Below are 24,613 nucleotides of genomic sequence, written 5' to 3' on the forward strand. Positions count from 1 at the left end.
GGGTGATCAGGAACTTCGGACGGCTGAACATGCGGGACACAGTCCCCAGTAGATGACCTCAGCTTCGTCGATCTCGAACCCCCGGTCCTCGGAGGCGGTCAGGCACGGAGCTTCACCGACAGCGCAGTCGACATCGGCGATGGTTCCGCACGAGCGACACACCACGTGGTGGTGGTTGTCCCCGACCCGCGTCTCATAGCGTGCGAGTGATCCGCTCGGCTGGATGCGCCGGACCAGGCCCGCCGCCGTCAGCGCGTTCAGTGCGTCGTACACGGTCTGATGCGAAATGTCAGGCACGTGGGCGCGGGCAGCGCGGATCACGGTCTCGGTGTCGGCGTGCGGATACTCGCTCACCGCGTGCAGCACCGCGAGCCGGGGCCGGGTGACCCGGAGTCCGGACGCCCGCAACATACCTGTGAATTCGAGGCCATCAGCCATCCATTCGAGTGTGGACCGCAAGCTGGACGGTATCAAGCCTTTACTGAAATTCGTTGCAGGCCAATAGTTTCTCGGACTCGAATATCCCTCGATATTCAGGTTTGAAACGATCCGCAGGTGGGTATCGCGCAAACGTCACCGTCGCCAGAACAGGTGGTGGGTGACTCCGCTGCGGCTCGGCACCACATCGACGTGGAATCGGTCGCGAAGTTCGTCGGGCGACTCCCACAGGCGCGATCCTGAACCGATCTCGACCGGCGAGACCGCGACGTGCAGGGTGTCGACGAGGTCGGCGTCGAGAAATGCCCGGATGATGCTCGCCCCTCCGCCGAGGCGCACATCCCGGCCCGTCGCGGCGTCCTTCGCACGGTCGAGAACGGTGGCTGGGTCCGCGTCGAGGAAGTGGAAGGTGGTGTCCGACAGAGTGAACGACGGCCGTTCATGATGGGTCATCACGAACACCGGCGTGTGGAACGGCGGCTCCGCACCCCACCAGCCCCGCCACTCGTGGTCGCGCCAAGGTCCGCGCTGGGGCCCGAACTTGTTGCGGCCCATGATCTCCGCACCGATATTGTTGGCGAAGTCACGGGTGAGAAAGTCATCGAGGCCGCGAGTGCCTCCGGGATCCGTGCGGTTGGGCCAGCTGGCGGTCGCACCGGCCCAGACGAACATGGCCTGGGGGTCGGCGTGGCCGAAGGGGCGCTCGAAGCTCTGGTTCACCCCGGCGCCGAAGCCGTCCCTGGAGACGGTGAAATTCTGGACCTTGAGCAGCTGCGTCACGTGTTCCTCCTGAGTCTGGACGTCACATGTACAGACTCAGCCTGATGCCACGGCTCATCGCAGGATGTCTGGAACCTGCCCTTGTCGGGTGAAACGGGCTCGAAGCGCGGTCACTGCGCCCCGGGAATCGGGATGAGGCTCGCGTTCGGGTCCGGCGGGGGCGTGTCGTACCACCCCGGAGGCGGCGGACCATTGAGGGAGTAGTACCCGGGCGGCAGCGGTGGGCCCGAGACCGGCTCGTCCGAACTGCGAACGGTCGACGACGTGGTGGATTCCGGCGCGTTCAACGACACGAAGCCCGGCGGCAGCGCGGGCGCGGGACCGGCTCCCGGCGGCGGCGGGGGCGAACTCGCCGGCGGCCCGGACATCAGCCCTCGGGGGTCACCACTGCGAGCCGTCTGCCAGAGGTCACGCAGGTAGCCGAACGCGCCCGGGGTCTCCCCCTGGCCGTAGACCGGGTTGGCCATCTCGGGAACCGGCGGTGGCCCGGCCGGCGGCGGCGGAGGAGGCCCGACGAGGCCTTCGCCCTCGGTGACGACGGGAACGCCGGGCGCGGGTTCCGCCGGATCGGCCGACGCCGAACCCGCCCACGTCAGCGCGCCGCCGAGGACGGCGAGGCCCGCGACTCCGAGTCGAGCGGCGGCGACCGACCGGGTGCCGCGAAGTCGTGAAGTCATGAGTCGGGGATGTCCTCTCTGGATGCTTCGGAAAAGGCTAGCGCCTCCCCGGCTCAGCGTCACGCCGTCCGGCGTGCGAACTCTGGGGCGTGCTCGGGAAGAAGACCGACACCGATCGCGTACGCCGGGATCACCGACAGAGCCGGAATACGACTCAGCAGCGCACCGCCCACGCGGGCCAGCACCGGCGGGAACTGCGGTGTTCGTCCCGACAGGATCACCGGCGCGAGCCGGCGGTGCATGAACCGCTGCACCGCCTGCGTGACGACGGCGGGCATGCGCCGGCGCCGTTGCACGGCCTCGAGGTCGCGGGAGGTGACTCGATGCGCCAGCAGCGGGCCGGCCAGCAGACGTGCGGTGGCGACAGCGTCCGCGATGGCCAGGTTCACGCCGACGCCGCCGACCGGCGACATCGCGTGGGCGGCGTCACCGATGCACAACAACCCCGGCCGGTGCCATCGGCGCAGCCGGTTGAGCCGCACATCGAGCACCTTGACGTCCTCCCACGAGGTGAGCGGCGCGACGGAGGCCTCGGGCACCAGAGCGGCAACCTGTGAGCGGAAGGTCTCGAAACCGCGCGCATGCAGTTGTGCCTCGCCGCCTTTCGGAAGAAAGCAGCCCGCCTGGAAATACCCCTCCCGGGGAATGAGGATCAACGCCAGCTCGGATGAGAGCCGCGGCATCAGCTGATACTGCGCGTCACCGACCCGATCGATGCGGAACCACCCCACGTCGAAGGGCACCGGGAACTCTTTCGGGACCAGCCCGGCCTCGCGCCGCACATCCGACGTGCGGCCGTCGCAGGCCACGGTCAGGTCCGCGCGCAGTTCACCCGGTCCGTCAGGACCCTCGTAGCGCACTCCGGTGATGGTGTCGCCGTCGCGCAGCAGTCCGGTGACCTTCGTGCTCGTCCTCAAGGTGAACGTGGGCTCTCGGCTTCCGGCCTCGGCGAGCAGGTTGAGCAGATCCCACTGCGGCACCAGGGCCATATAGGGATGGGGAAGGTCGAGCCGGCGGAAATCCACCGCCGTCACCTGACGGCCACCCACGTCGAACTGGGCACGCTCGAACCTGGTGTGGGGCAGCGCGTCGAACTGGTCGAACAGCCCGAGCTCCTCCAACAGACGCAGCGTGACCGGGTGGACCGTGTCGCCGCGGAAGTCACGCAGGAAGTCCGCGTGCTTCTCGAATACGGTCACCTCCACCCCGGCGCGGGCAAGCAGGAGGCCCAGCACCATGCCGGCCGGGCCGCCGCCCGCGATGGCACACGAGGTCGATTCGATACGGGTCACGGGTGATCCTCTCTCTGACGCGTGCCGACGGCACGGACGAAGTTCTCGGCGAACACCACGCACACGGTGTCCAGTTCGGGCAGTTCCGCCGGCGCGATCTTCTCGGCGACCGGACGCATCAGCGCGTGCACCAGCATCGGTGCCATCAGTTGTTGGACGAGCAGGAGGATGGGCTCATCGCGGATGCGGCCGGCCTGGATCTCGCCGGTCAGCCACTGACCCAGCAGCGCCAGCATCCGGGGCGCACCATGGCCGGCGAGCGCCTGGACCGCGGGGCTGGTGGGGCGGGCGAAAGCCTCGCCGAACATCGCGCCGACCACTCGGGGCGCCCGGCCCAACGCGGCGGCGATGACCTGGTAGAACTCGCGGACCGTCTCCGACAGTTCTCCATGCGGCTGGGCCAGGAACTCCTCGACGTCCTGAACCGGACTGTGCCGCTCGAACACTGCGCGCAACAGCCCATCCCGGGTTCCGAAGATCGCGTGGATACTGGGCACCGAGCACCCGGCACGAGCCGCGACAGCGTCCAATGTCGCTGCTGCCAAGCCATTCTCACCGATCAACTGCGCGGCCGCGTCGACGGCCCGGATGCGAACCGGAAGTCGGCCGCCCGGGTCCACCCCGTGCGCGCACACGGCTTGGTCCAGCGCCCTGCGGGAACCGCCCAGGCGACGCAACAGCGTGCTTCGGGAGATTCCGGCATGTCGCGCGATGAGCGTGATGGGGACCTCGGCGACGGCCCTGCCCGTCTCCTCGGAGGCCCGCAGCGCCGCGTCGACCAGCTCCACCGGCACCCGGTGGTCGTCCGATCGGCTCGCCACAGCACGCCCCTTTCGTTGAGACGAGACTAGAGTACAGCTATAGCTGGGTTCCACATCGTGGCCCAGCAGGGCCGACAGCGGTGCGGGACGTACCTGCCAGCAGGTAACCGGTGTGGCCGCTGGCATCGATGTGCGGTGTGCGGCGACGCGGAAGCCTTGGGGTGACCGACGAAGCCCCCTGAAAGGAGCGGATGTGTCCGCCCAGACCGCCCCGCAGACCATGTCGCGATCTCGTGTCCTCACTGTCGCCGCGGCGGCGCTGTCCCTGCTGGCGCTGTCCGACGGTCCAGCCACCGGAACCGCCTCGGCCGCAGTGGATCCGTCATGTCCCGACGTCGAGGTGGTGTTCGCCCGCGGCACCTTCGAGGCGCCCGGCGTGGGCGACACCGGCCAGGCCTTCGTCGATGCGCTCACTGCCCGTCTGCCCGGCCGGAACGTCGTGGCCTACCCCGTCGACTACCCCGCATCTCTGGACTTTCAGGCCGCAGCCGACGGGGTCGAGGACGCCAGCGCCAAGGTGGAGGCGATCGCGGCGGAGTGCCCCGCCACCGAAATCGTGGTCGGCGGGTACTCGCAGGGCGCCGCGGTCGCCGGGTACATCACGGCCGACGCGGTTCCCGAGGGCTTCACCCTGCCCGCGGGCATCCGCGGGCCCATGCCCCCGGCCGTCGCGCCGCACGTCGCGGCGGTGATCCTGTTCGGCACACCCGACAACTGGTTCTTGAACCTGGTCGACCGTGATGCCCCGCCCCTCACCATCGGGTCCCTCTACTCGGCCAAGACCCTCGAACTGTGCGCACCCGGAGATCCCGTGTGCTTCCCCGGTGGCCTGGACAGGTCGGCGCACAGCGGCTACAAGAGCAATGGAATGGCCGATCAGGCAGCCGATTTCACCGTGAACGCGTTGGCGCGGAATCCGCTCACCCAGTCCGCGTGACGGGCGCGACCGCCTCCCCCTCTCACTGTACCGCGCACCCCGGGGCTTGCGGCAAGGCCGGGGTGTTGCTGCACAATCGTCGGTCCGTGTCCAAACACCATGGAAACAAGGCTGTTTCACGGTGGGACACCGCACCGAACCAGGGGGTTGAACAGTGGTTGACGTGGTCATCGCCGGAGCCGGACCGACGGGATTGATGCTCGCGTGCGAGCTGAGGCTGCACGGGGTGGATGTGCTCGTCCTCGACAGAGAGCCGGAACCCACCCGGCACGTCCGAGCGCTGGGCCTGCACGCCCGCAGCATCGAGGTGATGGACCAGCGCGGGATGCTGGATCGGTTCCTGTCGAACGGACAGACACATCCACTCAACGGATTCTTCGCCGGGATCATGAAACCCGCTCCCGACACACTCGACACCTCCCACGGATATGTGCTCGGCATCCCACAGACCGTCACCGAGCGCCTGCTGGCCGAGCGGGCCGGCGAACTCGGCGCGCCGATCCGACGTGGTTGCGAGGTCGTCGGACTCAGCCAGGACGCCGCGGGTGTGACGATCGAGCTTGCTGACGGAATTCATCTGCGGGCGCGGCACCTCGTCGGCTGCGACGGCGGCCGCAGCACCGTGCGCCGTCTGCTCGGTGTGGGTTTCCCCGGCGAACCCAGCACCGTGGAGATGCTGCTGGGCGAGATGGCTGTGACATCCGATCCCGGCACGGTCGCCGACGTGGTGGCGGAGATCCGACGAACCCAGCTGCTGTTCGGCCTCATGCCTTTGGGCGACGGATTCCACCGCGTGCTGGTCCCTGCCGCCGGACTCGCCGAGGACCGTGCGACACCGCCCACCATGGAGGAGTTCCGCCAGCAGTTGACCGCCGTTGCGGGCACCGACTTCGGGGTGCACTCACCGCGCTGGCTGTCCCGATTCGGTGACGCCACAAGGCAGGCCGAGCGGTACCGGGTCGGTCGCGTCCTGCTGGCCGGGGACGCCGCGCACATCCATCCGCCGACCGGTGGGCAAGGCCTCAACCTTGGTGTGCAGGACGCGTTCAACCTCGGTTGGAAGCTGGCGGCCGAGGTCAACGGCTGGGCGCCGGCGGACCTGCTGGACAGCTACGAACGCGAACGGCATCCGGTGGCGGCCGGGGTCCTGTCCAACACCCGGGCGCAGATGGCGCTGTTGGCGTCGACGCCGGGTGCGCGGGCGCTGCGTGACCTCATGTCTCAGTTGATGGAGTTCGACGAGGTGAACCGCTGGCTCATCGAAACGATCACCGCAATCGACATCCGGTACGACTTCGGCGGTGACCACCCACTGATCGGACGGCGACTGCGCGACGTCGGGCTCGACGGCGCACGACTCTACGAGCGGATGCGCGACGGCCGGGGGCTGCTCATCGACCGCACCGGCCGCCTGTCCGTGTCGGGATGGGCCGATCGCGTCGACCACGTCGTCGACCCCCGCGCCGACATCGACGCGTCCGCAGCGCTGCTGCGCCCCGACGGACATGTGGCGTGGGTCGGTGACGGGCAGCAGGACCTGCTCGCCCACCTGCCACGATGGTTCGGGGAGGCAGCGTGACTGACCAGCGGGCCGCGGAACTGCGCGCGGTCTTCGAGTCCGGCGGGCCCGGATCCGCCGAGGCTCAGAAGGCACTCGGTGACGGCCCGATCCTGCGGCGCCTCGAGGCGGCCATCCTGGCGTTGGCGCATCACCGCGGTGCGGGCAGCAGCACCTGCCCCTCAGACGCCGCGCGGGCCGTCGGCGGTGCCCACTGGCGTGACCTCGTGCCCGATGCCCGGGAGATCACTCGTCGGCTCGCCCGGTCGGGGGACGTGACGATCACCCAACGCGGGACGCCGCTCGATCCCGACGAGGACTGGCGCGGGCCCATCCGGATTCGCACCACTCGGTGATGTCGCGGACCCGAACGAACGACCTCGACGATCTGCTGGTTCATGAGCGGCTGATCACTCTGGGTGCTGAAATCCCCGATGGTGCAGAGCGGGATGTCGTAGCCGATCTGAATGTGGTTCTCACCCACCAAAGACGGCGGTCGCGGTATAGCGTCAGCCCGTGGACGTCCATCGAAGGGTGGATCGATGGGTGAGCTGATCGGACGCAGCGACGAGTGCCGGGTGCTCGACCAACTCGTCGATGCCATACGTGCCGGGGAGAGCCGAGCCCTGGTGATGCGGGGAGAGGCCGGCGTCGGAAAGAGTGCCCTGCTCGATCACCTGGCTGACAGAGCCGCGCCGGGTCGCGTCACCCGCACGTCCGGTGTCCAGGCTGAAATGGAGCTCGCGTATGCCGGTGTGCACCAACTGTGTCTGCCATTTCTCGACCACGTGGACCGGCTCCCGACGCCACAGCGCGGCGCTCTGGGCACAGCCCTGGGCATGACGGAAGGTCCGACACCGGACCGGTTTCTGGTGGGGTTGGCCGTGCTGAACCTGTTCTCGGACGCCGCCATCGACGGCCCGTTGTTGTGCCTCGTCGATGACGAACAGTGGCTCGATCGCGCCTCCGCCCAGGTCCTCGCCTTCGTCGCACGCCGCCTGGGCGCGGAATCGGTGGCGCTGGTCTTCGCGGCGCGCCAGCCGACCGATGCCGTGGCGGGTCTGCCCACTCTCGTCGTCCGTGGTCTGCAGGCGCGTGAGGCCCGCGCCCTGCTCGACACCGTGCTGACCGGTCCCCTCGACGACCGCGTGCGCGACCAGATCGTCGCCGAGACCCGTGGCAATCCCCTTGCCCTGCTGGAGGTGCCGAGGGAGTTGACCGCCGAGGAGCTGGCGGGCGGCTTCGGATTCCCTGGCGCGGTGCGGATCTCCGGTGACGTCGAGTCGACCTTCCGGGCACGCATGGACGTGCTTCCGGAACAGACCCGGCTGCTTCTGCTGCTCGCCGCGGCCGAACCCACGGGAGATCCCGCACTGATGTGGCGGGCCGCCGATGCGCTGGACATCGCACCGGAGGCCTCGACTGCGGCCGTCGAGGCCGACCTGATCAGCTTCAGAACCCGCGTACGGTTCCGCCATCCGCTGGTCCGTTCGGCGGCGTACCGCTCGGGTTCCCCGCAGGACCGGAGGCGGGTGCACCTCGCGCTCGCCGAAGCGACCGACAGCGAGCGTGATTCCGACCGGCGCGCCTGGCATCTGGCGCACGCCGCCGCCGGTCCCGACGAGGCCGTCGCCGCCGAACTCGAACGTTCGGCGCACCGAGCCCAGCGGCGCGGCGGCGTGGGAGCGGCCGCTGCCTTCCTTGAGCGGGCTGCGGCCTTGACCCTGGACCCGAAGAAGCGCGTCGACCGTGCCCTGGCCGCCGCGTCGGCCAAGGTGGAGGCGGGCGCCTTCGACGTGGCGATGGACCTGCTGGCCACGACGGACTCCGCGCGCCTCACCGACCTCCAGATGGCCCGGGCGGACCTGGTGCGCGCGCGGATCGCGTTCGTCACCAACCACGGAAGTGACGCTCCCCCACTGCTTCTGAAGGCGGCACGGCGGCTTGAGGCGATCGATGTCGACCTGTGCAGGGCCACCTACATCGACGCCTTCACCGCCGCGATGTTCGCGGGTCGACTGTCAGTCGGCGCGGACAGCGAGGAGGTCGCCCGCACCGCCGAGAGGGCACCACGCCCCTCGGCGGATCCCCGGCTGCACGACGAGTTGTTGGCTTGGCTGGTGACGTTCTTCACCCAGGGCTACGGGGCGGCGATGCCGCAGTTGCGGCGTGTGCTGTCCGCGGCGGAGGGCGAGGTCCCGGCCGACCAACAACGCCGATGGGCCTGGCTGAGCACTGTGGCGGCGATCAGAGCCTGGGACGACCAGCGATGGCATGAACTCTCGATGCGCCACCTCGACCTTGTGCGCGGTGCGGGCGCCCTGAGCGACACTCCCCTTGCGCTCAACACACACGCGTTCGTCACGATGTTCTCCGGCGAATTGTCCGCCACCGAGGCTCTGGTCGACGAGCAGGCCGCCGTGCAGGAGGCCCTCGGGAGCAGAATCGCCCCCTATGCCGCCCTCGGACTCGCGGCCATGCGCGGTGATCGGGACGCCGCGCTGGCGTTGAGCAGCGCCACCATTGCCGAGGTCACAGCGCGGGGCGAGGGCAACGGCATCTCCGTCGCGAGATGGGCGACATCCCTGCTGCACAACGGTCTTGGTGATTTCCGTTCCGCGTTGGCGGCGGCGCGGGAGGCCATCACGCCCCCAGTCGGTCTGAGCTCGGCCAACTGGGCGTTCACCGAATTCATCGAAGCCGCGGCGCGACTGGGCGAATACGCCGACGCCGAAGGCGCATTGAGTCAGTTCGTCGCGGTCAGTGAGCCCAGCGGGACGGACTGGGCGCGAGGGCTTCAAGCCCGCTGTCGTGCCCTGGTGAGCGACGACGACACGGCCGAACCGCTGTACCGCACGGCCGTCGAACTGCTGGGCCGCACCCGAATTCGCCCCGACGCCGCCCGCGCGCACCTCCTGTACGGGGAGTGGCTGCGCCGGCAACGACGCCGCAACGAAGCGCGTGAGCAGTTGCGAACAGCGCACGACCAGTTCACCACCATGGGCATGCAAGCCTTCGCCGAGCGCGCCGGACGCGAGTTGCAGGCCACTGGACACGCACTGCCCACGAAGGCACCGGCCCTCGCCGGGCCGACGCTGACGGCACAGGAGGAACAGGTGGCCCGGCTGGCCCGCGATGGGCTGTCGAATCCCGAGATCGGCGCGCGCCTGTTCATCAGCGCCCGCACCGTCCAGTACCACCTGAGCAAGGTGTTCACCAAGCTCGAGATCACCTCACGCAGCCAACTGGCACACGTCTGGCCGTGACCCTCATGTGGAGGCCGCGTCACCGCCGGTGTCGGAGGGAAATTCGACCGGGTACTCCTCGGCGAAATCAGCGGAGCGGCCCACGGCCGCCCACCTGCGATCCTCGCCGAGCAGGAATTCGTCCTGGCGGATCGCCCCCTCCACCGCATCGACGCCGATCGGCAGGTGATACGGGATGTCTTTGCGTCGCGACATCTGCACCAGGATCTCGGCCGCACGTGCGGGGTCCCCGGCGGTGACGGCATCGCTGTGCCGAATCGCCGACATCGCGCCGACGGTCCCCGCGTACTCCTCGGGGACGTCGTGGACTTCCATCGACGATCCAGCCCAGTCCGTCGCGAAACCGCTGGGTTCCACGACGAGCACCTTCACGCCGAACGGCGCGGCCTCGGCGAGAAGGACCCGAGAGAAGCCGTCGATCGCGAACTTGGCGGCCTGATAGGACGCGATCCCTGGAGATCCGCCGACCCGCCCGCCCATAGACGAGAACTGGATGATCAGGCCGCCGCCCTGGGCTCGCAGCACCGGAAGCACGGCCTTGGATACGTGGTAAACGCCCCAGAAGTTGGTCTCGAACTGTGCTCGGAAATCCTGTTCGTCGCCGGTTTCGATGGGGGCGACGTTGGCGTAGCCGGCGTTGTTCACCACCACGTCGATGTGACCGAACCAGTCCGTGGCGGCCGAGATCGCGTGGTCGACGGCCGCACGGTCGGTGACGTCGAGTGGCACCGCCAGCAGGCGGTCGCCGTGGGTCTCCTGCAGATCGGCGAGTTGTTCGGGCCGACGTGCGGTGGCCGCGACGGAGTCTCCGGCGGCCAACGCCGCCTGCACCAGGGCGCGACCGAAACCACGCGAGGAACCGGTGATGAACCACACCCGAGTCATGAGGCCGCCCTCCGCGAGCTGAGCAGGCCGGCGTCGGAGATCGCGGCGGCCAGGGGTTCGAGCACCGATGGGTCAAGGGGCGGTGGCAGATACAGGATGGCGAGGTCCAACCCCTCCTCCCCGAAGGCCGCGACTTCGGACATCACCTTCTGGTGGCCGTGGTCGGGCTTGACCCAGATGTGTGCCGAGAGGGCGATCTCGGCGGGATCGCGGCCGATGTCGGCGCAGTGCGACCACAGCACGTCACGCTTGTGCGCGAACTCCTCGGGTGTGCCGATCACGAAATTCCAGTGGTCGGCGTACTTGGCGACGATGCGCAGCGTGCGCTTCTCACCGCTGCCGCCCATACAGATCGGTGGGTGCGGACGCTGAAACCCCTTGGGCTCGTTGCGTGCATCCTTGAGGCGGTAGAAGGCGCCGTCGAAGGTGGTGGTCTCCTGACTGAGCAGGCCGATCAACACCTGGGTGGCCTCTTCGAAGCGGTCCATGCGCTCCTTCACCGAGCCCAGTTCGATGCCGTAGGCGCCGGACTCCTCCTCGTTCCACCCGGCTCCGATCCCGAGTTCGAGCCGTCCGTTGGAGATGATGTCCAGTGCAGCAGCCATATTCGCCAGAACTGCCGGATGCCGGTAATGAATGCCGGTGACCAATGTCCCCAATCGCAGTCGTGTGGTCGCCTGCGCGAGCGCCGTCAACGTGGTCCATCCCTCCAGGCACGGCCCCGAAGAGTTCCCCTCGATCGGATAGAAGTGGTCGAACGTCCACCCGGATTCGAAGATCTCGATGTCGTCGGCTGCGCGCCACACCGCGAGCATGTCCGGCCAGGTGGTGTTCTGGGGTGAGGTCTTGAATGCGAATCTCATGTGTCTTCCCTCTCTGAGGTTTCCGCGCTGGCCTGCAGATTGCCGTTGGGCGGTGGGCTCGCGCCTATGACGCCGACTCCGATCGGTTTCATGTCATCTCCTATCTTTCGCGAGTCAGTCGAAGGTGAGCACCAGACGGCCTCGCAGGCCGCCGGCCTCCAAATCGCGATGTGCTTGCGCCGCCTCGGCGGCCGGATACGTGCGGGCGACACGCAGGGTCAACTGGCCCTCATCGGCCAGCTGCCTGAGTGCGTCGAGTTTGTCGTGGGCGTGGGTGTACTCCGGGACGAAGACCTCCCGGACACCGATGCCGCGCTCGCTGCCCAAGTCCCCGTGCAGTTCCCATCCGCGGACGGTGGCCAGCTGCCCGCCGTCCCGGATCGCCGGCACGACGTCACCGCCCTGCAGGGAGCCATCGATGACCGCGGCCACTCCATCGGGCCACCACTGTCGAATCCGTTGTCCGACGTCGCTTCCACGCGCGACAATCTGGTCGGCGCCGAGCTCGGCGATGAGGTTCTCATCCTTCTCCGCGGCATCCGCGATCACTCGCAGTCCGTCGACCTTGGCGAGTTGGACCGCGTACCCGCCGACCGCCCCCGCGGCCCCGGTGACGGCGATGGTGTCGCCCTCTCCCAGACCCAACACGTCCAGGGCGAGCCGGGCGGTCAGACCGTTCATCGGCAGGGTCGCCGCCTCGGCATGTGTACTGCCTGCGGGCGCTCGGGTGACCTGGTCGGCGTCGACGACGAGGTACTCGGCGTAGGCCCCGCCCGTGGGGTCGATGGGCATGACGATCGCCATCACCCGGTCACCCTCGGCGAGCTCTGTCTGGGTGTCTGGTCCGATCTCGTCGACGACGCCGGCAGCCTCCATCCCCGGGACGTACGGCGGCGTCAGCGGACCGGATCTCAATGTCGCGTCGAGGTTCCCGATCCGCAGCAGCGTGTCTCCCGGGTTGACGGTCGCGGCATGAACGCGGATCCGAATCTGACCCGGGCCAGGATCCGGGCGCGGCACCTCCACGAGCTCGAGGACGTCGGGACCGCCGTACTCGGTCACGCCGACTGCCTTCATCGTCGCCACGTCACAGCCCCAGGTCGCTCAGACCCGGATGCTCCTTGGGGCGGGGCCCGCTGCGGTCCCAGTGGAACAACCGTTCGGCCTCGGTGATTGCGAGGTCGTTGATGCTGGCATGCCGCGTGTGCATCAACCCATCGGCGTTGAACTCCCAGTTCTCGTTGCCATAGGCGCGAAACCACTGGCCTGAGGCGTCGTGGTACTCATAGGCGAATCGCACGGCGATCCGCTCGTCGCCGTAGGCCCACAGTTCCTTGATGAGGCGGTAGTCGAGTTCGCGGGCCCATTTCGCCGCGAGAAACTCCACGATCGCCGCACGCCCCTGCACGAACGTGGAGCGGTTGCGCCACCGGCTGTCGGGGGTGTACCCCAGCGCCACCCGTTCGGGATCACGGGTATTCCAGAGATCTTCTCCTGCACGAACTTTCGCCACAGCGATGTCACGGGTGAACGGCGGGACCAGGGGCGTGGTCATGAGTACGGCTCCTTTGATGCGGCAACGAGGTCGACATCAGTGCCACGAAGCCATGCTCGTCAACGAGGGGTATCGCGCGCATCAGCCACCGGACAGTGCAACTGGCCAGTCTGCGCGGATGTTCCTGGTGACACCGCCCGCCGACGCACCGGGGCGTCGGGTTCTCAGGGGGGTCGGACCGTTCATCATGGAGGGCATGGAGTCGACCCGGTTGGACCGCTGGCTGTGGGCGGTCCGCCTGACGAAAACCCGGCCTGACGCCGCGGCGGCATGCCGGGGCGGGCACGTACGCGTCAACGACCGGCCCGCTAAACCCGCGACCTCAGTCGTCCCCGGCGACCAGGTCCGCGCCGTCGTGGGCGGACGGACCCGGATCGTCGAGGTGGTCCGGGTGATCCAGAAGAGGGTGGGACCCGCCGATGCCGCGACCTGCTATCTGGACCGCACACCCGCCCCGCCTCCCGTCGTCGCGACACCGGTGGCGGTGCGGGACCGTGGCGCGGGCCGCCCCACCAAGAAGGACCGCCGCACCCTGGACAAGTGGCGTGCCGGCCGAGGGTGACTCCCCCGGCGGTCGCGACGTGCCTCGAATCGCGCACATCGCGACGTGGCTGGGTGTCATCGCGATCCCGGCCGTCGGGTGGTTCGTTCAGGACTGGTCCGGGGCGACGACGCTGGCGGTGTACTGGTTCGAGACGCTGGCCCTGTGTCTTCTGGTCATCGCACGCATCGCGCTTCACCAGCGGTGGACTCCGCGCCGTGGCCACTTCCGCTACCGGGCGCCGAGCACTGCCCGGCGCAGCGCTCCGACGTCGTCGTTCATCTCGGGTTTCGCCTTGGTCAGTATCGGGTTCAGTGCGGCTCACGGGGTGTTCCTGGGGATCATCGTGCTGCTGCTCACCGCCAACGGACACCACGATCTGATCGACCTTGATTGGCGCAGTGTCGGATTCGGATGCCTCGGCGTGATGCTGTTCCTCCTGCTCGATTTCGTCCTCGACCTGCTCAGCCTGCGGCAGTGGTCCTTCTGGCAGGTCGAGCAGACCGCCAATCGGGGGCTCAGCCGGGTCGTCGTCGTCCACCTCACGCTGATCTTCGGCATGGTGGGCATCGCCGTCACGGATGCACCCACGGCACTGTTCAGTGCCTTCGTCGTGCTCAAGAGCCTGTCCGCGTTGAGTTTCGCGGTACCGCAGTGGGAACCGAAGGAACCTCCGAAGTGGTTGAGCCGCGCCATGAATCGGGCACCGAATGTGCATCCGGGTGAGTCGTTCGAAGAATTCTGGGTCCAGGACCGCACGGATGAATCCGCGCGGCGCGCGGCCAACGAACAACCGTGGCCGACGTCGCGGCCGTAGAGAAGAGGGCGCCTGACCCGCCCTCCGGTTGGGTAGAGTCCCTGTCACACGGATCACACGGAGTGAAGGGCAGGCGTTCGCGTATGAAAGCCACCAAGGTCATCGGATCGATCATCGGTTCCGGCGCAGCAGCAGTCGCGATGCTGGCCGGCAGCGGCGTCGCCTCAGCACAGCCCGACGTGGAGGCGATCGTGAACTCGTCCTGCACATACCCGCAGGTCATCAGGGCACTGAATGCGACCAACCCACAGGTCGCCAGGGATTTCGAGGCCAGCTCGATGGCCACCCAGTGGTTGCAGCAGTTGATCGCGGCGGGCCCTGACCAGCGTCGACAGATGATCGCCCAGATCCAGGGTTTCCAGGGCATCGAGACCTACACCACGGTCATCAACCAGGTCGCCAACAGCTGTCAGAACTACTGACCGACTCCCGCTCGTTTGGGAGCCGTTTAGCGTCACCGCGAAACGGCTACGGACTTCGCATGTCCGACTCCCCCGCCAACGACATCATCGATGACGTCGCCCCCGGCGACATCGTCGTCATCCCCCGTGCCGCCGACCGCGTCGCCCTCAAGGTCGTGCACAAGGAGAGCACCGACTCCGGGTTCGTGATCACCCTGGAGGAGGACGGCGGTGCGACGTTCCAGCTCGACCTGGCCGCGGGCACGCCCGTCGAGCGGTCACTGGAATCCAAGTGGGAGTCCGAGCAGAGTCCGACGCCGAACGTCGAAAACTGACGTCACCCGGGCCTCGCCTCTGATTCCGGCCGGTCATCGGTCGACCAGGTGTACCGCTGCTCGGGTGCTGCGGCGCTGCCCAGCATGAAGGCCCGATGGTAGCGGCCGGCCCGTGCGATCGTGGCCAGCCAGGTCGCCACGGTGCTCACCCGGTTCCGCACGCCGGTGAGGAACGCGATGTGGATGAAACCCCATGCCAGCCAGCCGAGGAACCCCGACACCCGCACCGGACCGACCTGCAGCAGCGCCTGGCCGCGGCTGATGTAGGCGGCCGAACCGAGGTCGCGGTACCGGTAGGCGCGCCGCGCCCGGCCGTCGAGGTCGCGCCGCACACACGCGGCGACGTGCAGGCCGCCCTGCATCGCGTTCTCCGCAACCCCCGGCAGGTCGTCGCGGCCGACGAGGTCGCCCACGACGAACACGTTGGGATGGCCTGGGACCGTGAGGTCGGGTTCGACAGCGATCCGGCCGGACCGGTCGGTGGACGCGCCGAGCACCTCGGCGACCCGGCGCGCGAAGGGCACGGCCTCGACGCCCGCGGTCCACAGCACCGTACGGGCGTCGTACTCCTCGGTGGGGCCGCCAGACTTGGGCGTCACGGTGACGCCCTCGCGCCGAACGTCAGTCACGTGCACGCCCATGTGCAGTTCGACGCCGAGACGTTCCAGCGTGCGTGCCGCGTGGCCCGACAGGTCCGGGGCGAAACTCTTGAGCACCCGGTCACCGCCGTCGAACAACAGGACCCGTGCCTCCTCCGGATCGATGCTGTGGAACTCGCGGGCCAGGGTCCGGGTCGCCACCTCGCGGATCTGCCCGGCCAACTCGACCCCGGTCGGGCCGCCGCCGGCCACCGCGAAGGTCAGCCAACTGTCCCGCTCGGGACCGGGCGGCAGCGTCTCGGCGATCTCGAACGCCGTGAACAGGCGCTGCCGGATGCTCAGCGCATCGTCCAGCGTTTTCATCCCGGGCGCCCACTCGGCGAAATGCTCCTTGCCGAAATACGACTGGCGCATCCCGGCCGCGACGACCAGCACGTCGTAGTCGAGCGTGAACGACGTCTCGTCGGGTCGCAGCGCCGTGACGGTGCGGGCCCCGGGGTCGAGGTCGATCGCCTCGCCGAGCAGGGTTTTGACATTGTCGTAGCGCGCGAGCTCCTCTCGCAGCGAGCGGCTGATGTGCCCGATGCTCAGCGTTCCGGTCGCGCACTGATACAGCAGTGGTTGAAAAAGATGGCCTGCGGCGCGGTCGAGCACCGTGACCTCGACATCGTCGCGGCGCCCCAGCCTGCGGGCGCAGAACAGGCCGCCGAAGCCGCCTCCGATGATGAGCACTTTCGTGCGCGCCTGGCTCATTGTCTCGACGTTAGTCGCTCGCTCTAGGCTGGTGCCCGTGTCCGACGAGGATCGAGTCCGATGGGACCGCCGCCACGGACAGGGCGATCCGCCCTCCGACGACGACATCGCGCTCCCCGAGGTGTTCCGGCCAATGGCCGGCCTGTTCCCGCACTCGGGCGCAGCGCTCGATCTGGCGTGCGGGCCCGGCACGCTGTCGGTCTGGCTGGCGCGGCGCGGTCTCTCCGTGCACGGAGTCGACGTGTCCGGCGTCGCCGTCGCGGCCGCGCGCGATCTCGCGATTCGGCATGCCGTGGCCGACCGCTGCCGTTTCGACGTCGTCGACCTCGATGACGGTCTGCCGCCCGGCGATCCGGTGGACGTGTTGTGCTGCATCAGATTCCGCGACCCGGCGCTCTACCCGCAGATGGTCGAGCGGCTGGCGCCGGGGGGCATGCTGGCCATCAGCGTGCTCAGCGAGGTGGGAGGCACACCGGGCGCCTTTCGCGCCCGCGCCCACGAGCTGACCGAGGCGTTCGGCACGCTGGAGGTGCTGGCCGCCGACGAGGGTGGCGGTCAGGCGTGGCTGCTGGCCCGGCGCGGTTAATCCTGAACCCGCGCCGAGGAGAGGCCGCCGGACACGTTTCGCCAGGTCGGGTGTGATCGTGGCTCTTCTCGGCGCAACAGGATCAGAGTCGGCCCACCTCGAGCAGACCGTCGACGGTGTCGGCGATCGTCTCGGCCGGGTCACGCCAGCTGACACCCAGATCGCGGTGTGCGGGTTCGTCGTCGGACGTCGGCATCTGCGTGTAGTACTGCATGGCCGCGGAGTTGATCGGCGTCTCGAACGGCAACTGATCACCGATCACGTCGAACAGTCGGCCCACGGTGCGCAGCGCGGTGTCGGGGACGGGAAACACCAGCAGTCCGCGTTCGGCCGCGGAGCCGATCATCGCCGCCAGCTCGTTCACCGCGACCCGCACGCCACCGGCCATGTAGCGCCGCGGCCCCTGTCCCGGCGTGAGCAGCGCGAGATGCAGGTCGGCGAGGTCGCGGACGTCGATCACGATCCAGGCGGCGCTGCGCCCCGGCACACCACGCATCTTCACGGCTGCCTCGACACCTTCTGCGGCCTCACCGAACTGATCGCCCGCGGGCGGACCCAGCACCATCCCGGGATAGGTGATGGTCACGGGCGCTCCGGCATCCTGCAGACCCCTCGCGTACGCCTCGACCAACGCCTTGGACCTGCCATAGCCGTCGGACCCGCCCACAATCGGAAGGTCGGCGTGCAGGACTGGCAGCCCGGGCCGAAACAGCGCCGTGAAGCTCGACACGTGGATGATCGGGTCGAGCCCGGCTTTCACCGCGGCACCCAGGACGTTGCGCGCGCCGTCGAGATTGGTGCGCAACATCTCGTCGGCCCGACTGGGGTCGGTGGAAACCATGGCCGCGCAATGGATCACCGCATCACATCCGTCGAGGGCGGCAGCCGTCGAGGACTCGTCGGCGATGTCGCCGACGACGTGGTCGCTCACGTCGACGCCGATCTTCTCCGCGCTGGTGCGCAGACGGTCCGCGCTTCGCACCAGGAACCGCACCTGATGACCCGCGTCCTGTACGGCCTTGGCCGTCCATGCCCCGACGAACCCGGTGGCGCCCGTGATGAGAACCTGCATCGTCCGCTCGCTCCCCTTCCGACTGCAGCGCAAGTCTGTCAGGTTCAACAGTGCCCGGGCACGGCTCTGTCAAAACAGGGGCACGACGGAACGGATTTGATCAAAGCTCGCGGGAACATCATCACGACGGAACCTGACCTGCTAGTTTCACTTTCGATCAGTCCCCGCGGGGGGAACGTCTCGGCAATCCCAGGGAGTTCGATTGTGAAGACCAGGTGGCTCGTCACCACTGCCGCGTCGGCCGCACTGTTCGCCGCCGGTCTCCTCGGTGGTCCGCTGGCCAATGCGGAGACCACGGAGATCGGTTCGCAGGGTCGTCTCGACGACGGCGGTGTCGTCCAGGGCTGGACCATCGCCGACCTCAAGCAGAGCGCCGATGCCGTGCCCTACGCCGTGCGGGGCACGTTGTGGGAGGCCACCGCCACCAACGAGGCCATCCAGGGCACCGTGCTGCCGATCATCTCGAACCTGAACGCCCGCAGCGAATCCGGCGACAGCTACCGGGTGCTCTTCCAGATCGCCAGCCCACAGGGCATCAGCCCCAACGCTTTGGCGCAGGGTGAGAAGTCCACCGGCAAGCTGTACTTCGACGTGACCGGCGCGGCGCCGGACACCGTCGTCTACAACAACGGCACCGAGGATCTTCTCGTGTGGGTCACGCCCGCGCCCGAGCCCGCGCGCAGCACCTCTTCGGCGGCGACGGCGAATGTCCCCACCGCCCCGGCAGCAGAGCCGGCAGCGGACGCGCCGGCGGCGGCGCCGGAAACCGAACCTGCGAGCACACCCGCGACCGGCCGACAGGGCACTCCGCTGCCGGAGGACGCCACCGTCGCAGAGGACGTCGCCACACCGGAAGCCGCTCCCGTCGAGGCCGCTCCCGCGCCCGCAGCGCCGGCCACATCCGCTCCGGAGGCTCCGGTCCAGGGCACCCCGCACGGACCGTCAGCCGCCGCCACCCCAGCCCCCGGCAGCCAGGGCACACCGGTCCAGGGCACCCCGCACGGGCCGGCACAGGGCAGCCAGGGAACTCCGCTGCCCGTGTCGTGACCGTCAGGAGTTGGCGGACCACCAGGTGAACAGCTGGTCCAGGCCGGCCTGACCGGCGTTCGAGCGGATCTCGCTGAGCACCAGGCTGGATTCATCGGTCCAGGCGACGAGGGCCTGCTGGCCCGTCAGGGCACAGAACACCGTGCCGCTCACCACGTTCGGGGTGGCATTGCGTCGCCAGGGGCCCGGGGACTGAATCCGTCCCGGGCAGACCACCACCGAGGACGACTGCACCATGCGGTCGAAGGTGGACACCAGCGTGTCCCGGTCAGCGACCAGGGTGAACCGCGCCGCCGGCCGTTCCGCCGGGTCGGCTGCCGCGCGACAGTCCAGCTGCGCCAGGGCATCCGCCTGCGGCGCGCTCGCCGCACACACATCCGCCGGAAAGCCGGCGGGCAACAGTGCGGCCAGCCGCTGCTCGGCCGCCGGGTCGCCGGTGTCCTCGAGGACTGGAGTCTTCTCGGCGACGGCGTCGGTGTCCTCGGATCGGGTGGCCGTGACGGTGACCGCCGCGATGAGCACGGCGACGAGTCCCACCGCGCCCGCGAGCATGGCCCAGCGGGCGCGGCTCATGGGTGCCCGCTTCATGTCCAGCGCCGAGAAGTCGAACGGTGGCAGGACGGTGGGCACGTGCCGTGGGTCGTCGACGACGGCACGCTGCGCGTGGTGCTCGAGAAGCTCGCGGCTGGGCCGCACGGCGTAACCGCCGAGGCTGGGGACCGGAAGGGGTTCGGTGTTGTCAGCGCTGCCGGCCCCAGGATCCGACTCTGCGTCCATCCGTCCCTCTCAGTTCCGTTCCAGTGCTGCTCTCTACGACGTGACGCGTTCCCCTGCCGAGGGTAGTCGGCGTGGCCGCCTCCCTCCGTGCGGACGCATCGGCGAAGATCGACTCGTGACCTCATCGCCGCTGACCGTCCCGGCCCTCCTGCACCGCACCGCGGCCGAGTTCGGCGCACAGGACTACGTCGTGACCCCGACGGAGCGGTTGACCTTCGCCCAGGCGCAGCAGCGGTCAGCGGAGATCGCGCGCTGGCTGCTGCGCCGGGGTGTGGGCAAGGGCACCCGTGTCGGACTGTTCTTCCCCAACGGGATCGACTGGGTGCTGTGGTGGTTGGCGACGGCCAGAATCGGTGCGCTCGCCGTGCCTCTGAGCACCCTCTACACGCCGGCCGAGGTTGCCAAGGTCGCCAGGCTCTCCGACATCGCCGTGCTGGTGGCACCCGATCGAGTGCTCAGCATCGACGTCGCTCGGCAGTTCGAGTCCGCATTCCCCGATCTCGCGCAGCAGACCGGCGCGGCGCTCTCCGTTGTCGGCGCCCCCTACCTGCGTACGATCGTGCTGACGGGGCCGACTGATCGCGCCTGGGCGACCGGCGGTCACACCGACAGCGAGTCGTGGTGCCCCACAGAGATTCTCGCCGCCGCCGAGCGCGAGGTCTCGCCGGCGGACCTTGCGATCATGGTGCACACCTCGGGATCGACGGCCGACCCGAAGGGCGTGCTGCACACCCACGGGACCCTGGTGCGGCAGACCTCGACCTGGCCCGAGGCCGTCCGCGCGGTCACCGGTTCCGACGCGTCGGCCCGGGTCCTGTGCGCCATGCCGTTCTTCTGGATCGGCGGTGTGCTTGCGGCGATGGGCGCACTGCACGGCGGCCTGACCCTGCTGACCCTGCCCAGACTCGACGCCGAAACCGCGCTGGATCTGATCGAGCGCGAACGCGGCACCGGCGTCATCGGGTGGCCGGCGTTCACCCAGAAGCTGCGTGAGGATCCCTCGTTCGACACCCGCGACCTGTCCAGTGCCCCACTGCTGAAAGACGGCCCGATCGACATCGCGATGGTCAACGTCCCGGACGGATTTCCCGTGCACCGCACCATGTCTGAGACCGCGGGCGGATTCGTCCACACCGACATCGCCATCGTCGACGACGAGGGCCGCCCAGTCGACGACGGCACCGTCGGCGAACTGCTGGTCCGCGGCATCGGCGTCATGGCCGGTTACAACAAGCGCGAACGCTGGGACACCTTCGACGCCGACGGGTGGTATCACACCGGCGACCGGGTCTACCGCAGGTCCGGTGACCCGCGGTTGTTCTACGTCGGCCGCACCACGGACCTGATCAAGTCCGCCGGGGCGAATGTCTCGCCACTGGAGGTCGAGGCCGTCGTCGCCGCACTCCCCGGCGTGGCGCAGTGTGTGGTCCTCGGCGTGGACGACGCCGTGCGCACCGAGGAGGTGTGCGCGGTGCTGGTCCCCGCGGACCCGGCACTGGACCTCGACGCGGTCGCGCGGTTGACCCGCGAGCAGCTGTCCAGCTACAAGGTGCCGACCCGCTGGGTGATCGCGACCAGCGAGCAGATACCGACCCTGCCCAGTGGAAAGCTGGACCGAAACACGCTGCGCGCGTTGATCTCCGACGGCACCCTGTCGTCCCGCCGACTCGGCTGACCACCGCAGCCTCGACGTCCGGTAAGTTGTGGCGCGATGAGCAGCGCAGAATCTCTGACCGTCCGAGATCCCCAGTCGTGGTCGGCCCGGCTGTGGGACGCCATCGATCACGACATCTACCCGGCGATCATCGGGCATCCCTTCATCTCGGGACTCACCGACGGCACTCTGGCACCGGAGGCGTTCGGCCACTACGTCGCGCAGGATGTGCATTATCTGCGCGACTACGCCAAGGCCCTCTCGGTGGTCTCGGCCAAGGCTCCGACGCCCGCGGACACCGCGATGTTCGCCCGGCACGCGGCCGAGGTGTTCGACGTCGAGTTGGCGCTGCACCGGGAACTGCTGCCGCAGCTGGGGTTGGACTCAGCGCGCCTCGCCGACATTCCGCCCAGCCCCACCACCTGCGCCTACACCAGCTACCTGCTGGCCACCGCCTACGGCGGGTCCTTCGCCGAGGGGCTGGCCGCGGTGCTGCCGTGCTACTGGATCTACGCGCGAGTGGGTGCCGAACTGCTGCAACGGGGTTCGTCGGATCCGCGCTACCAACTCTGGATCGACAGCTACGGCGGGGACGAGTTCGCCGCCACCGTCACCGAGGTCCTGACGCTGACCGACCGAGTCGGCCCGGGTTTGGCCGCCGACGAGCAGGCCGCCGCCCGCGGACATTTCGTGACGACGTCTCGTTATGAGTGGATGTTCTTCGATGCGGGCCACCGCATCGAAACCTGGCCCGTCTAGCGCTTACGCTCCCGCACCTTGTAGGTGGCCGGCCAGGACAGGCGGCTCTCGTCTCCGGTCAACGGGGTGCCGCTGCCGCCGACTTTGACGTTGTAGGCCTCCTGGCCGGCACCGACCTCCTTGTCGACGTGTTGCTGTGCCAGGTAGTACAACTCGTCGATGGCGGCTTCGCTGTAGGCGACGAAACTGGTCTTGCGCTCGACGTCGTCGATGCCCGCGAGCATCCGGTCGGGCAGATAGCGGGAGGCCACCGCGGCCGCGCCGAGCAGTGCGAACGGAATGACCCAGTAGCACACGAACGACAGCGGGGTCTTGGTGTCGAGAATGGTCGCCTCGCCGTACACGATCGGCGGAATCGCCGAGGACACCGACATTCCCGCGAACGCCGCGATCCAGATCCAGGTGAGCACGCTGGTGATGTGCTTGAACAGGTCGGTCTCGACGACGCCCGGCGGTTGGCCGACTTCGGCGAACTCGCGCACGAATGGCTTGCCCACCAACGCACCCACAAGCGCGACGAGGAAGATGCCGATGTTGCTCAGCGGCTGCATCCAGCGCTCCATGAACCCCTGGTCCGCCGTCAGCGCCAGCACCGTCAGCACGACAAAGGTTGCCAAGGCGCCGATTTCGAGCGAGCGGCCCGGTCCACCGCGGATCCGCCCCACCACGAACGCCAAGATCGCGATGACCAGCGCGACCAGCACGGCGGTCAGGAATGGCACGTTGCCTACGAGAATCCAGTAGACGATCCAGGGTGCGAACGCGATGAGGGTGCCCACGGCCAGTCAGTCTAGGGCCATACTGTTGCCTTCACGGCAAAGGGTCACCGGCGAGTCAGGCGATGATGCGTCCGAGGTAGGGCGTCATGTCGTTGGTGCGCACCGGCGACACCGCGACACCCTGAGTCCCAACTTCCACCATCTGCCCGTTGCCGATGAACAGCGCGACACTCTGGGTGCCCTCGGGCCCGTAGAAGATCAGGTCGCCGGGCAGCGCCTGCGACGGCGCAACCTTCTGGCTGACCCGGTACTGCTCGCCGGAGGACCTCGGCAGTTTCACGCCGACTCCCGCGAACGCGTAGACCATCAGGCCCGAGGCGTCGAACCCGACGACATTCGCCTGCTCAGCGGCCTGCTGTGCGGCCTGCTGGTCGACCGCGGCAGCCCCGGCCGACGGCTGGCCACCCAGAACCAGACCGGGCGACGGCGGCACGTCGAGTCCCGGGATCAGCGGCGAGGAACCGGGCACAGCCGGAACGGTCTCGGTCAGGCCGGGCGCGGCCGCCGGCGGCGCCTGCGGCCTGCCCTTGGTGGGACCTGTCGCGTCCCCGCCGCCGTAGGTGAACGGCACGCCGCGCTGTGCCACCGCGCGCGCGATGACCTGCTCGACGGCCTTCTGGTTGACCGCGGGCCTCTGCGGGTAGGCCACGGCCACGCCGGCCGTCGCCAGAACCGTCGCCAAAGCCACCGCCACTGCGACCACAGGCGCCCACATGCGTCTCATCGATCTTCAACTTTCGTCACGTCTGCCACTTAATTCACTTTTACAACAGTGGGCCGACAACAGACCAATCGCGATGGGCCGCCCGCTCAAGGCGTTGCGGTTCCGTGACCGAACGGTGATGCGTGACGAATCCCGCAGACAGAACGGCGCCCGCACCCATCGCAGAGGCGATGCGGTGCGGGCGCCGAAGTCCCGGGCGGTCAGCCCAGCGCGGCCAGCGCCGCGTCGTAGTCGGGCTCGGTTCCGATCTCGGGCACCAACTCGGTGTAGCTGACGTTGCCGTCGGCACCGATCACCACGACGGCACGACCGAGCAGGCCCGCCATCGGGCCGTCGGCGATGGTGATGCCGTAGTCCTCGCCGAAGCTGCTGCGGAACGCCGACGCGGTGGTCACGTTCTCGATGCCCTCGGCGCCACAGAACCGCTTCTGCGCGAACGGCAGATCCTTCGAGACGCACAGGACCGCGACACCGCTGGCGGCGGCCCGCTCATTGAAGGTGCGGACGCTGGTCGCGCAGACCGGCGTGTCCACCGACGGAAAGATGTTCAGCACCACTGCCTTACCGCTGAACTGAGCGTTGTCGACGGTGCCGAGGTCGGTGCCGGTGAGCTCGAAGCCGGGTGCCGAAGATCCGACGCCGGGCAGGTCACCGACCGTGTTGATGGGGTTTCCGCGCAAGGTTATCTGTGCCATGC

27 protein-coding genes are annotated in these 24,613 nt (G+C 68.7%); 12 read left to right on the plus strand and 15 right to left on the minus strand.

All coding sequences use genetic code 11. The features are described 5' to 3' along the window. Window positions 1–6: 6 nt before the first annotated feature. The 5 genes from A5727_RS24915 to A5727_RS24935 all read right to left on the minus strand — a co-directional run bounded on the left by A5727_RS24915 (window position 7) and on the right by A5727_RS24935 (window position 3,981). Window positions 7–438 (minus strand): Fur family transcriptional regulator, encoded by a 432-nt coding sequence (locus tag A5727_RS24915; RefSeq protein ID WP_068256878.1) that lies wholly within the window; start codon window positions 436–438, stop codon window positions 7–9. A gap of 135 nt (window positions 439–573) precedes the next feature. Continuing rightward, on the minus strand, window positions 574–1,218 hold the full coding sequence (locus tag A5727_RS24920; RefSeq protein ID WP_068256881.1) for a dihydrofolate reductase family protein: 645 nt from the start codon (window positions 1,216–1,218) through the stop codon (window positions 574–576). A gap of 110 nt (window positions 1,219–1,328) precedes the next feature. After that, on the minus strand, window positions 1,329–1,895 hold the full coding sequence (locus tag A5727_RS24925) for a hypothetical protein (RefSeq protein WP_068256884.1): 567 nt from the start codon (window positions 1,893–1,895) through the stop codon (window positions 1,329–1,331). A 59-nt stretch (window positions 1,896–1,954) separates the two neighbouring features. After that, window positions 1,955–3,133: an FAD-dependent oxidoreductase gene (locus A5727_RS24930; RefSeq protein ID WP_068257133.1), complete on the minus strand. Its 1,179-nt coding sequence runs from the start codon at window positions 3,131–3,133 to the stop codon at window positions 1,955–1,957. Window positions 3,134–3,183: 50 nt separating this feature from the next. Beyond that, window positions 3,184–3,981 (minus strand): TetR/AcrR family transcriptional regulator, encoded by a 798-nt coding sequence (locus tag A5727_RS24935; protein WP_197507754.1) that lies wholly within the window; start codon window positions 3,979–3,981, stop codon window positions 3,184–3,186. Window positions 3,982–4,228: 247 nt separating this feature from the next. Here A5727_RS24935 and A5727_RS24940 point away from each other — a divergent pair, with 247 nt between their 5' ends. From A5727_RS24940 to A5727_RS24960, 4 genes are all read left to right on the plus strand, one after another. Then, on the plus strand, window positions 4,229–4,945 hold the full coding sequence (locus A5727_RS24940) for a cutinase family protein (RefSeq protein WP_068257136.1): 717 nt from the start codon (window positions 4,229–4,231) through the stop codon (window positions 4,943–4,945). Between the two features lie 154 nt (window positions 4,946–5,099). Beyond that, window positions 5,100–6,524, plus strand: coding sequence for a rifampin monooxygenase (rox, locus tag A5727_RS24945; protein ID WP_068256890.1), 1,425 nt, complete (start codon window positions 5,100–5,102; stop codon window positions 6,522–6,524). Continuing rightward, window positions 6,521–6,859, plus strand: a complete 339-nt coding sequence (locus A5727_RS24950; protein ID WP_231992217.1) for a DUF3253 domain-containing protein — start codon at window positions 6,521–6,523, stop codon at window positions 6,857–6,859. The genes rox and A5727_RS24950 overlap by 4 nt, the downstream gene beginning before the upstream one ends. A 186-nt stretch (window positions 6,860–7,045) precedes the next feature. Further along, window positions 7,046–9,769, plus strand: a complete 2,724-nt coding sequence (locus A5727_RS24960; RefSeq protein ID WP_082950024.1) for a helix-turn-helix transcriptional regulator — start codon at window positions 7,046–7,048, stop codon at window positions 9,767–9,769. A 3-nt stretch (window positions 9,770–9,772) separates the two neighbouring features. Here the strand turns inward: A5727_RS24960 and A5727_RS24965 are convergent, their stop codons facing one another. From A5727_RS24965 to A5727_RS24980, 4 genes are all read right to left on the minus strand, one after another. Continuing rightward, complete coding sequence (locus A5727_RS24965) at window positions 9,773–10,654, minus strand: SDR family NAD(P)-dependent oxidoreductase (RefSeq protein ID WP_068256896.1); 882 nt, start codon at window positions 10,652–10,654, stop codon at window positions 9,773–9,775. Beyond that, complete coding sequence (locus A5727_RS24970; RefSeq protein ID WP_068256898.1) at window positions 10,651–11,517, minus strand: LLM class F420-dependent oxidoreductase; 867 nt, start codon at window positions 11,515–11,517, stop codon at window positions 10,651–10,653. The genes A5727_RS24965 and A5727_RS24970 overlap by 4 nt, the downstream gene beginning before the upstream one ends. A gap of 114 nt (window positions 11,518–11,631) precedes the next feature. After that, window positions 11,632–12,594, minus strand: coding sequence for an NADP-dependent oxidoreductase (locus A5727_RS24975; protein WP_068257143.1), 963 nt, complete (start codon window positions 12,592–12,594; stop codon window positions 11,632–11,634). A 10-nt stretch (window positions 12,595–12,604) separates the two neighbouring features. Continuing rightward, window positions 12,605–13,072 carry a nuclear transport factor 2 family protein gene (locus A5727_RS24980; RefSeq protein ID WP_068256901.1) on the minus strand — a complete coding sequence of 156 codons (468 nt, stop codon included), beginning with the start codon at window positions 13,070–13,072 and terminating at the stop codon, window positions 12,605–12,607. Between the two features lie 196 nt (window positions 13,073–13,268). Between A5727_RS24980 and A5727_RS24985 the strand changes: the two genes are divergently transcribed. From A5727_RS24985 to A5727_RS25000, 4 genes are all read left to right on the plus strand, one after another. Continuing rightward, on the plus strand, window positions 13,269–13,634 hold the full coding sequence (locus tag A5727_RS24985) for an RNA-binding S4 domain-containing protein (protein ID WP_082950032.1): 366 nt from the start codon (window positions 13,269–13,271) through the stop codon (window positions 13,632–13,634). Beyond that, the gene (locus A5727_RS24990) at window positions 13,618–14,430 is read left to right on the plus strand and encodes a DUF6498-containing protein (RefSeq protein WP_231992218.1); all 813 of its coding nucleotides are present in this window, start codon (window positions 13,618–13,620) and stop codon (window positions 14,428–14,430) included. The genes A5727_RS24985 and A5727_RS24990 overlap by 17 nt, the downstream gene beginning before the upstream one ends. A gap of 83 nt (window positions 14,431–14,513) precedes the next feature. After that, entirely contained in the window at window positions 14,514–14,852 is a 339-nt protein-coding gene (locus tag A5727_RS24995) for a hemophore-related protein (RefSeq protein WP_068256904.1), read from the plus strand. Between the two features lie 59 nt (window positions 14,853–14,911). Next, entirely contained in the window at window positions 14,912–15,166 is a 255-nt protein-coding gene (locus A5727_RS25000) for a hypothetical protein (RefSeq protein ID WP_068256905.1), read from the plus strand. Window positions 15,167–15,168: 2 nt separating this feature from the next. Here A5727_RS25000 and A5727_RS25005 read toward each other — a convergent pair whose 3' ends face one another. Next, a complete protein-coding gene (locus A5727_RS25005) occupies window positions 15,169–16,518 on the minus strand; it encodes an NAD(P)/FAD-dependent oxidoreductase (protein ID WP_068256906.1) in 1,350 nt (449 codons plus the stop codon). A 37-nt stretch (window positions 16,519–16,555) separates the two neighbouring features. On the opposite strand from A5727_RS25005, the gene A5727_RS25010 reads away from it, so the two are divergent. Next, window positions 16,556–17,104 carry a class I SAM-dependent methyltransferase gene (locus A5727_RS25010; RefSeq protein ID WP_068257151.1) on the plus strand — a complete coding sequence of 183 codons (549 nt, stop codon included), beginning with the start codon at window positions 16,556–16,558 and terminating at the stop codon, window positions 17,102–17,104. 82 nt (window positions 17,105–17,186) lie between these two features. Here the strand turns inward: A5727_RS25010 and A5727_RS25015 are convergent, their stop codons facing one another. Then, window positions 17,187–18,176 (minus strand): SDR family NAD(P)-dependent oxidoreductase, encoded by a 990-nt coding sequence (locus A5727_RS25015; RefSeq protein WP_068256908.1) that lies wholly within the window; start codon window positions 18,174–18,176, stop codon window positions 17,187–17,189. Between the two features lie 204 nt (window positions 18,177–18,380). On the opposite strand from A5727_RS25015, the gene A5727_RS25020 reads away from it, so the two are divergent. Beyond that, window positions 18,381–19,223, plus strand: coding sequence for an MPT63 family protein (locus A5727_RS25020; protein WP_068256910.1), 843 nt, complete (start codon window positions 18,381–18,383; stop codon window positions 19,221–19,223). 3 nt (window positions 19,224–19,226) lie between these two features. Here A5727_RS25020 and A5727_RS25025 read toward each other — a convergent pair whose 3' ends face one another. Continuing rightward, window positions 19,227–20,000, minus strand: a complete 774-nt coding sequence (locus A5727_RS25025) for a hypothetical protein (protein ID WP_068256915.1) — start codon at window positions 19,998–20,000, stop codon at window positions 19,227–19,229. A 115-nt stretch (window positions 20,001–20,115) separates the two neighbouring features. Between A5727_RS25025 and A5727_RS25030 the strand changes: the two genes are divergently transcribed. Beyond that, on the plus strand, window positions 20,116–21,675 hold the full coding sequence (locus A5727_RS25030) for a class I adenylate-forming enzyme family protein (protein ID WP_082950025.1): 1,560 nt from the start codon (window positions 20,116–20,118) through the stop codon (window positions 21,673–21,675). Between the two features lie 36 nt (window positions 21,676–21,711). Continuing rightward, complete coding sequence (gene tenA, locus A5727_RS25035) at window positions 21,712–22,413, plus strand: thiaminase II (RefSeq protein ID WP_068256918.1); 702 nt, start codon at window positions 21,712–21,714, stop codon at window positions 22,411–22,413. On the opposite strand, the gene A5727_RS25040 is transcribed toward tenA, so the two are convergent. The 3 genes from A5727_RS25040 to tpx all read right to left on the minus strand — a co-directional run bounded on the left by A5727_RS25040 (window position 22,410) and on the right by tpx (window position 24,611). Next, window positions 22,410–23,192, minus strand: coding sequence for a hypothetical protein (locus A5727_RS25040; protein WP_068256921.1), 783 nt, complete (start codon window positions 23,190–23,192; stop codon window positions 22,410–22,412). The genes tenA and A5727_RS25040 overlap by 4 nt on opposite strands. Window positions 23,193–23,247: 55 nt before the next feature. Beyond that, on the minus strand, window positions 23,248–23,916 hold the full coding sequence (ripD, locus tag A5727_RS25045) for an NlpC/P60 family peptidoglycan-binding protein RipD (RefSeq protein ID WP_068256924.1): 669 nt from the start codon (window positions 23,914–23,916) through the stop codon (window positions 23,248–23,250). 200 nt (window positions 23,917–24,116) lie between these two features. Then, entirely contained in the window at window positions 24,117–24,611 is a 495-nt protein-coding gene (gene tpx / locus A5727_RS25050) for a thiol peroxidase (RefSeq protein WP_068256928.1), read from the minus strand. Window positions 24,612–24,613: the final 2 nt, after the last annotated feature.

The organism is Mycobacterium sp. ACS4331 (assembly GCF_001667265.1).
Lineage (GTDB): Bacteria > Actinomycetota > Actinomycetes > Mycobacteriales > Mycobacteriaceae > Mycobacterium.

Bases quoted from the DNA above. Each gene is read 5' to 3' on its own strand.
- A5727_RS25005 (WP_068256906.1), bottom strand. From the start codon at position 16,518: ATGAGCCAGGCGCGCACGAAAGTGCTCATCATCGGAGGCGGCTTCGGC.
- A5727_RS24970 (WP_068256898.1), bottom strand. From the start codon at position 11,517: ATGAGATTCGCATTCAAGACCTCACCCCAGAACACCACCTGGCCGGAC.
- A5727_RS24915 (WP_068256878.1), bottom strand. From the start codon at position 438: ATGGCTGATGGCCTCGAATTCACAGGTATGTTGCGGGCGTCCGGACTC.
- A5727_RS24985 (WP_082950032.1), top strand. From the start codon at position 13,269: ATGGAGTCGACCCGGTTGGACCGCTGGCTGTGGGCGGTCCGCCTGACG.
- A5727_RS24965 (WP_068256896.1), bottom strand. From the start codon at position 10,654: ATGACTCGGGTGTGGTTCATCACCGGTTCCTCGCGTGGTTTCGGTCGC.
- A5727_RS24940 (WP_068257136.1), top strand. From the start codon at position 4,229: ATGTCGCGATCTCGTGTCCTCACTGTCGCCGCGGCGGCGCTGTCCCTG.
- A5727_RS24975 (WP_068257143.1), bottom strand. From the start codon at position 12,594: ATGAAGGCAGTCGGCGTGACCGAGTACGGCGGTCCCGACGTCCTCGAG.
- A5727_RS24995 (WP_068256904.1), top strand. From the start codon at position 14,514: ATGAAAGCCACCAAGGTCATCGGATCGATCATCGGTTCCGGCGCAGCA.
- tpx (WP_068256928.1), bottom strand. From the start codon at position 24,611: ATGGCACAGATAACCTTGCGCGGAAACCCCATCAACACGGTCGGTGAC.
- A5727_RS24925 (WP_068256884.1), bottom strand. From the start codon at position 1,895: ATGACTTCACGACTTCGCGGCACCCGGTCGGTCGCCGCCGCTCGACTC.
- A5727_RS25000 (WP_068256905.1), top strand. From the start codon at position 14,912: ATGTCCGACTCCCCCGCCAACGACATCATCGATGACGTCGCCCCCGGC.
- ripD (WP_068256924.1), bottom strand. From the start codon at position 23,916: ATGAGACGCATGTGGGCGCCTGTGGTCGCAGTGGCGGTGGCTTTGGCG.
- A5727_RS25015 (WP_068256908.1), bottom strand. From the start codon at position 18,176: ATGCAGGTTCTCATCACGGGCGCCACCGGGTTCGTCGGGGCATGGACG.
- A5727_RS24960 (WP_082950024.1), top strand. From the start codon at position 7,046: ATGGGTGAGCTGATCGGACGCAGCGACGAGTGCCGGGTGCTCGACCAA.
- A5727_RS24930 (WP_068257133.1), bottom strand. From the start codon at position 3,133: ATGGTGCTGGGCCTCCTGCTTGCCCGCGCCGGGGTGGAGGTGACCGTA.
- A5727_RS24980 (WP_068256901.1), bottom strand. From the start codon at position 13,072: ATGACCACGCCCCTGGTCCCGCCGTTCACCCGTGACATCGCTGTGGCG.
- A5727_RS25025 (WP_068256915.1), bottom strand. From the start codon at position 20,000: ATGGACGCAGAGTCGGATCCTGGGGCCGGCAGCGCTGACAACACCGAA.
- tenA (WP_068256918.1), top strand. From the start codon at position 21,712: ATGAGCAGCGCAGAATCTCTGACCGTCCGAGATCCCCAGTCGTGGTCG.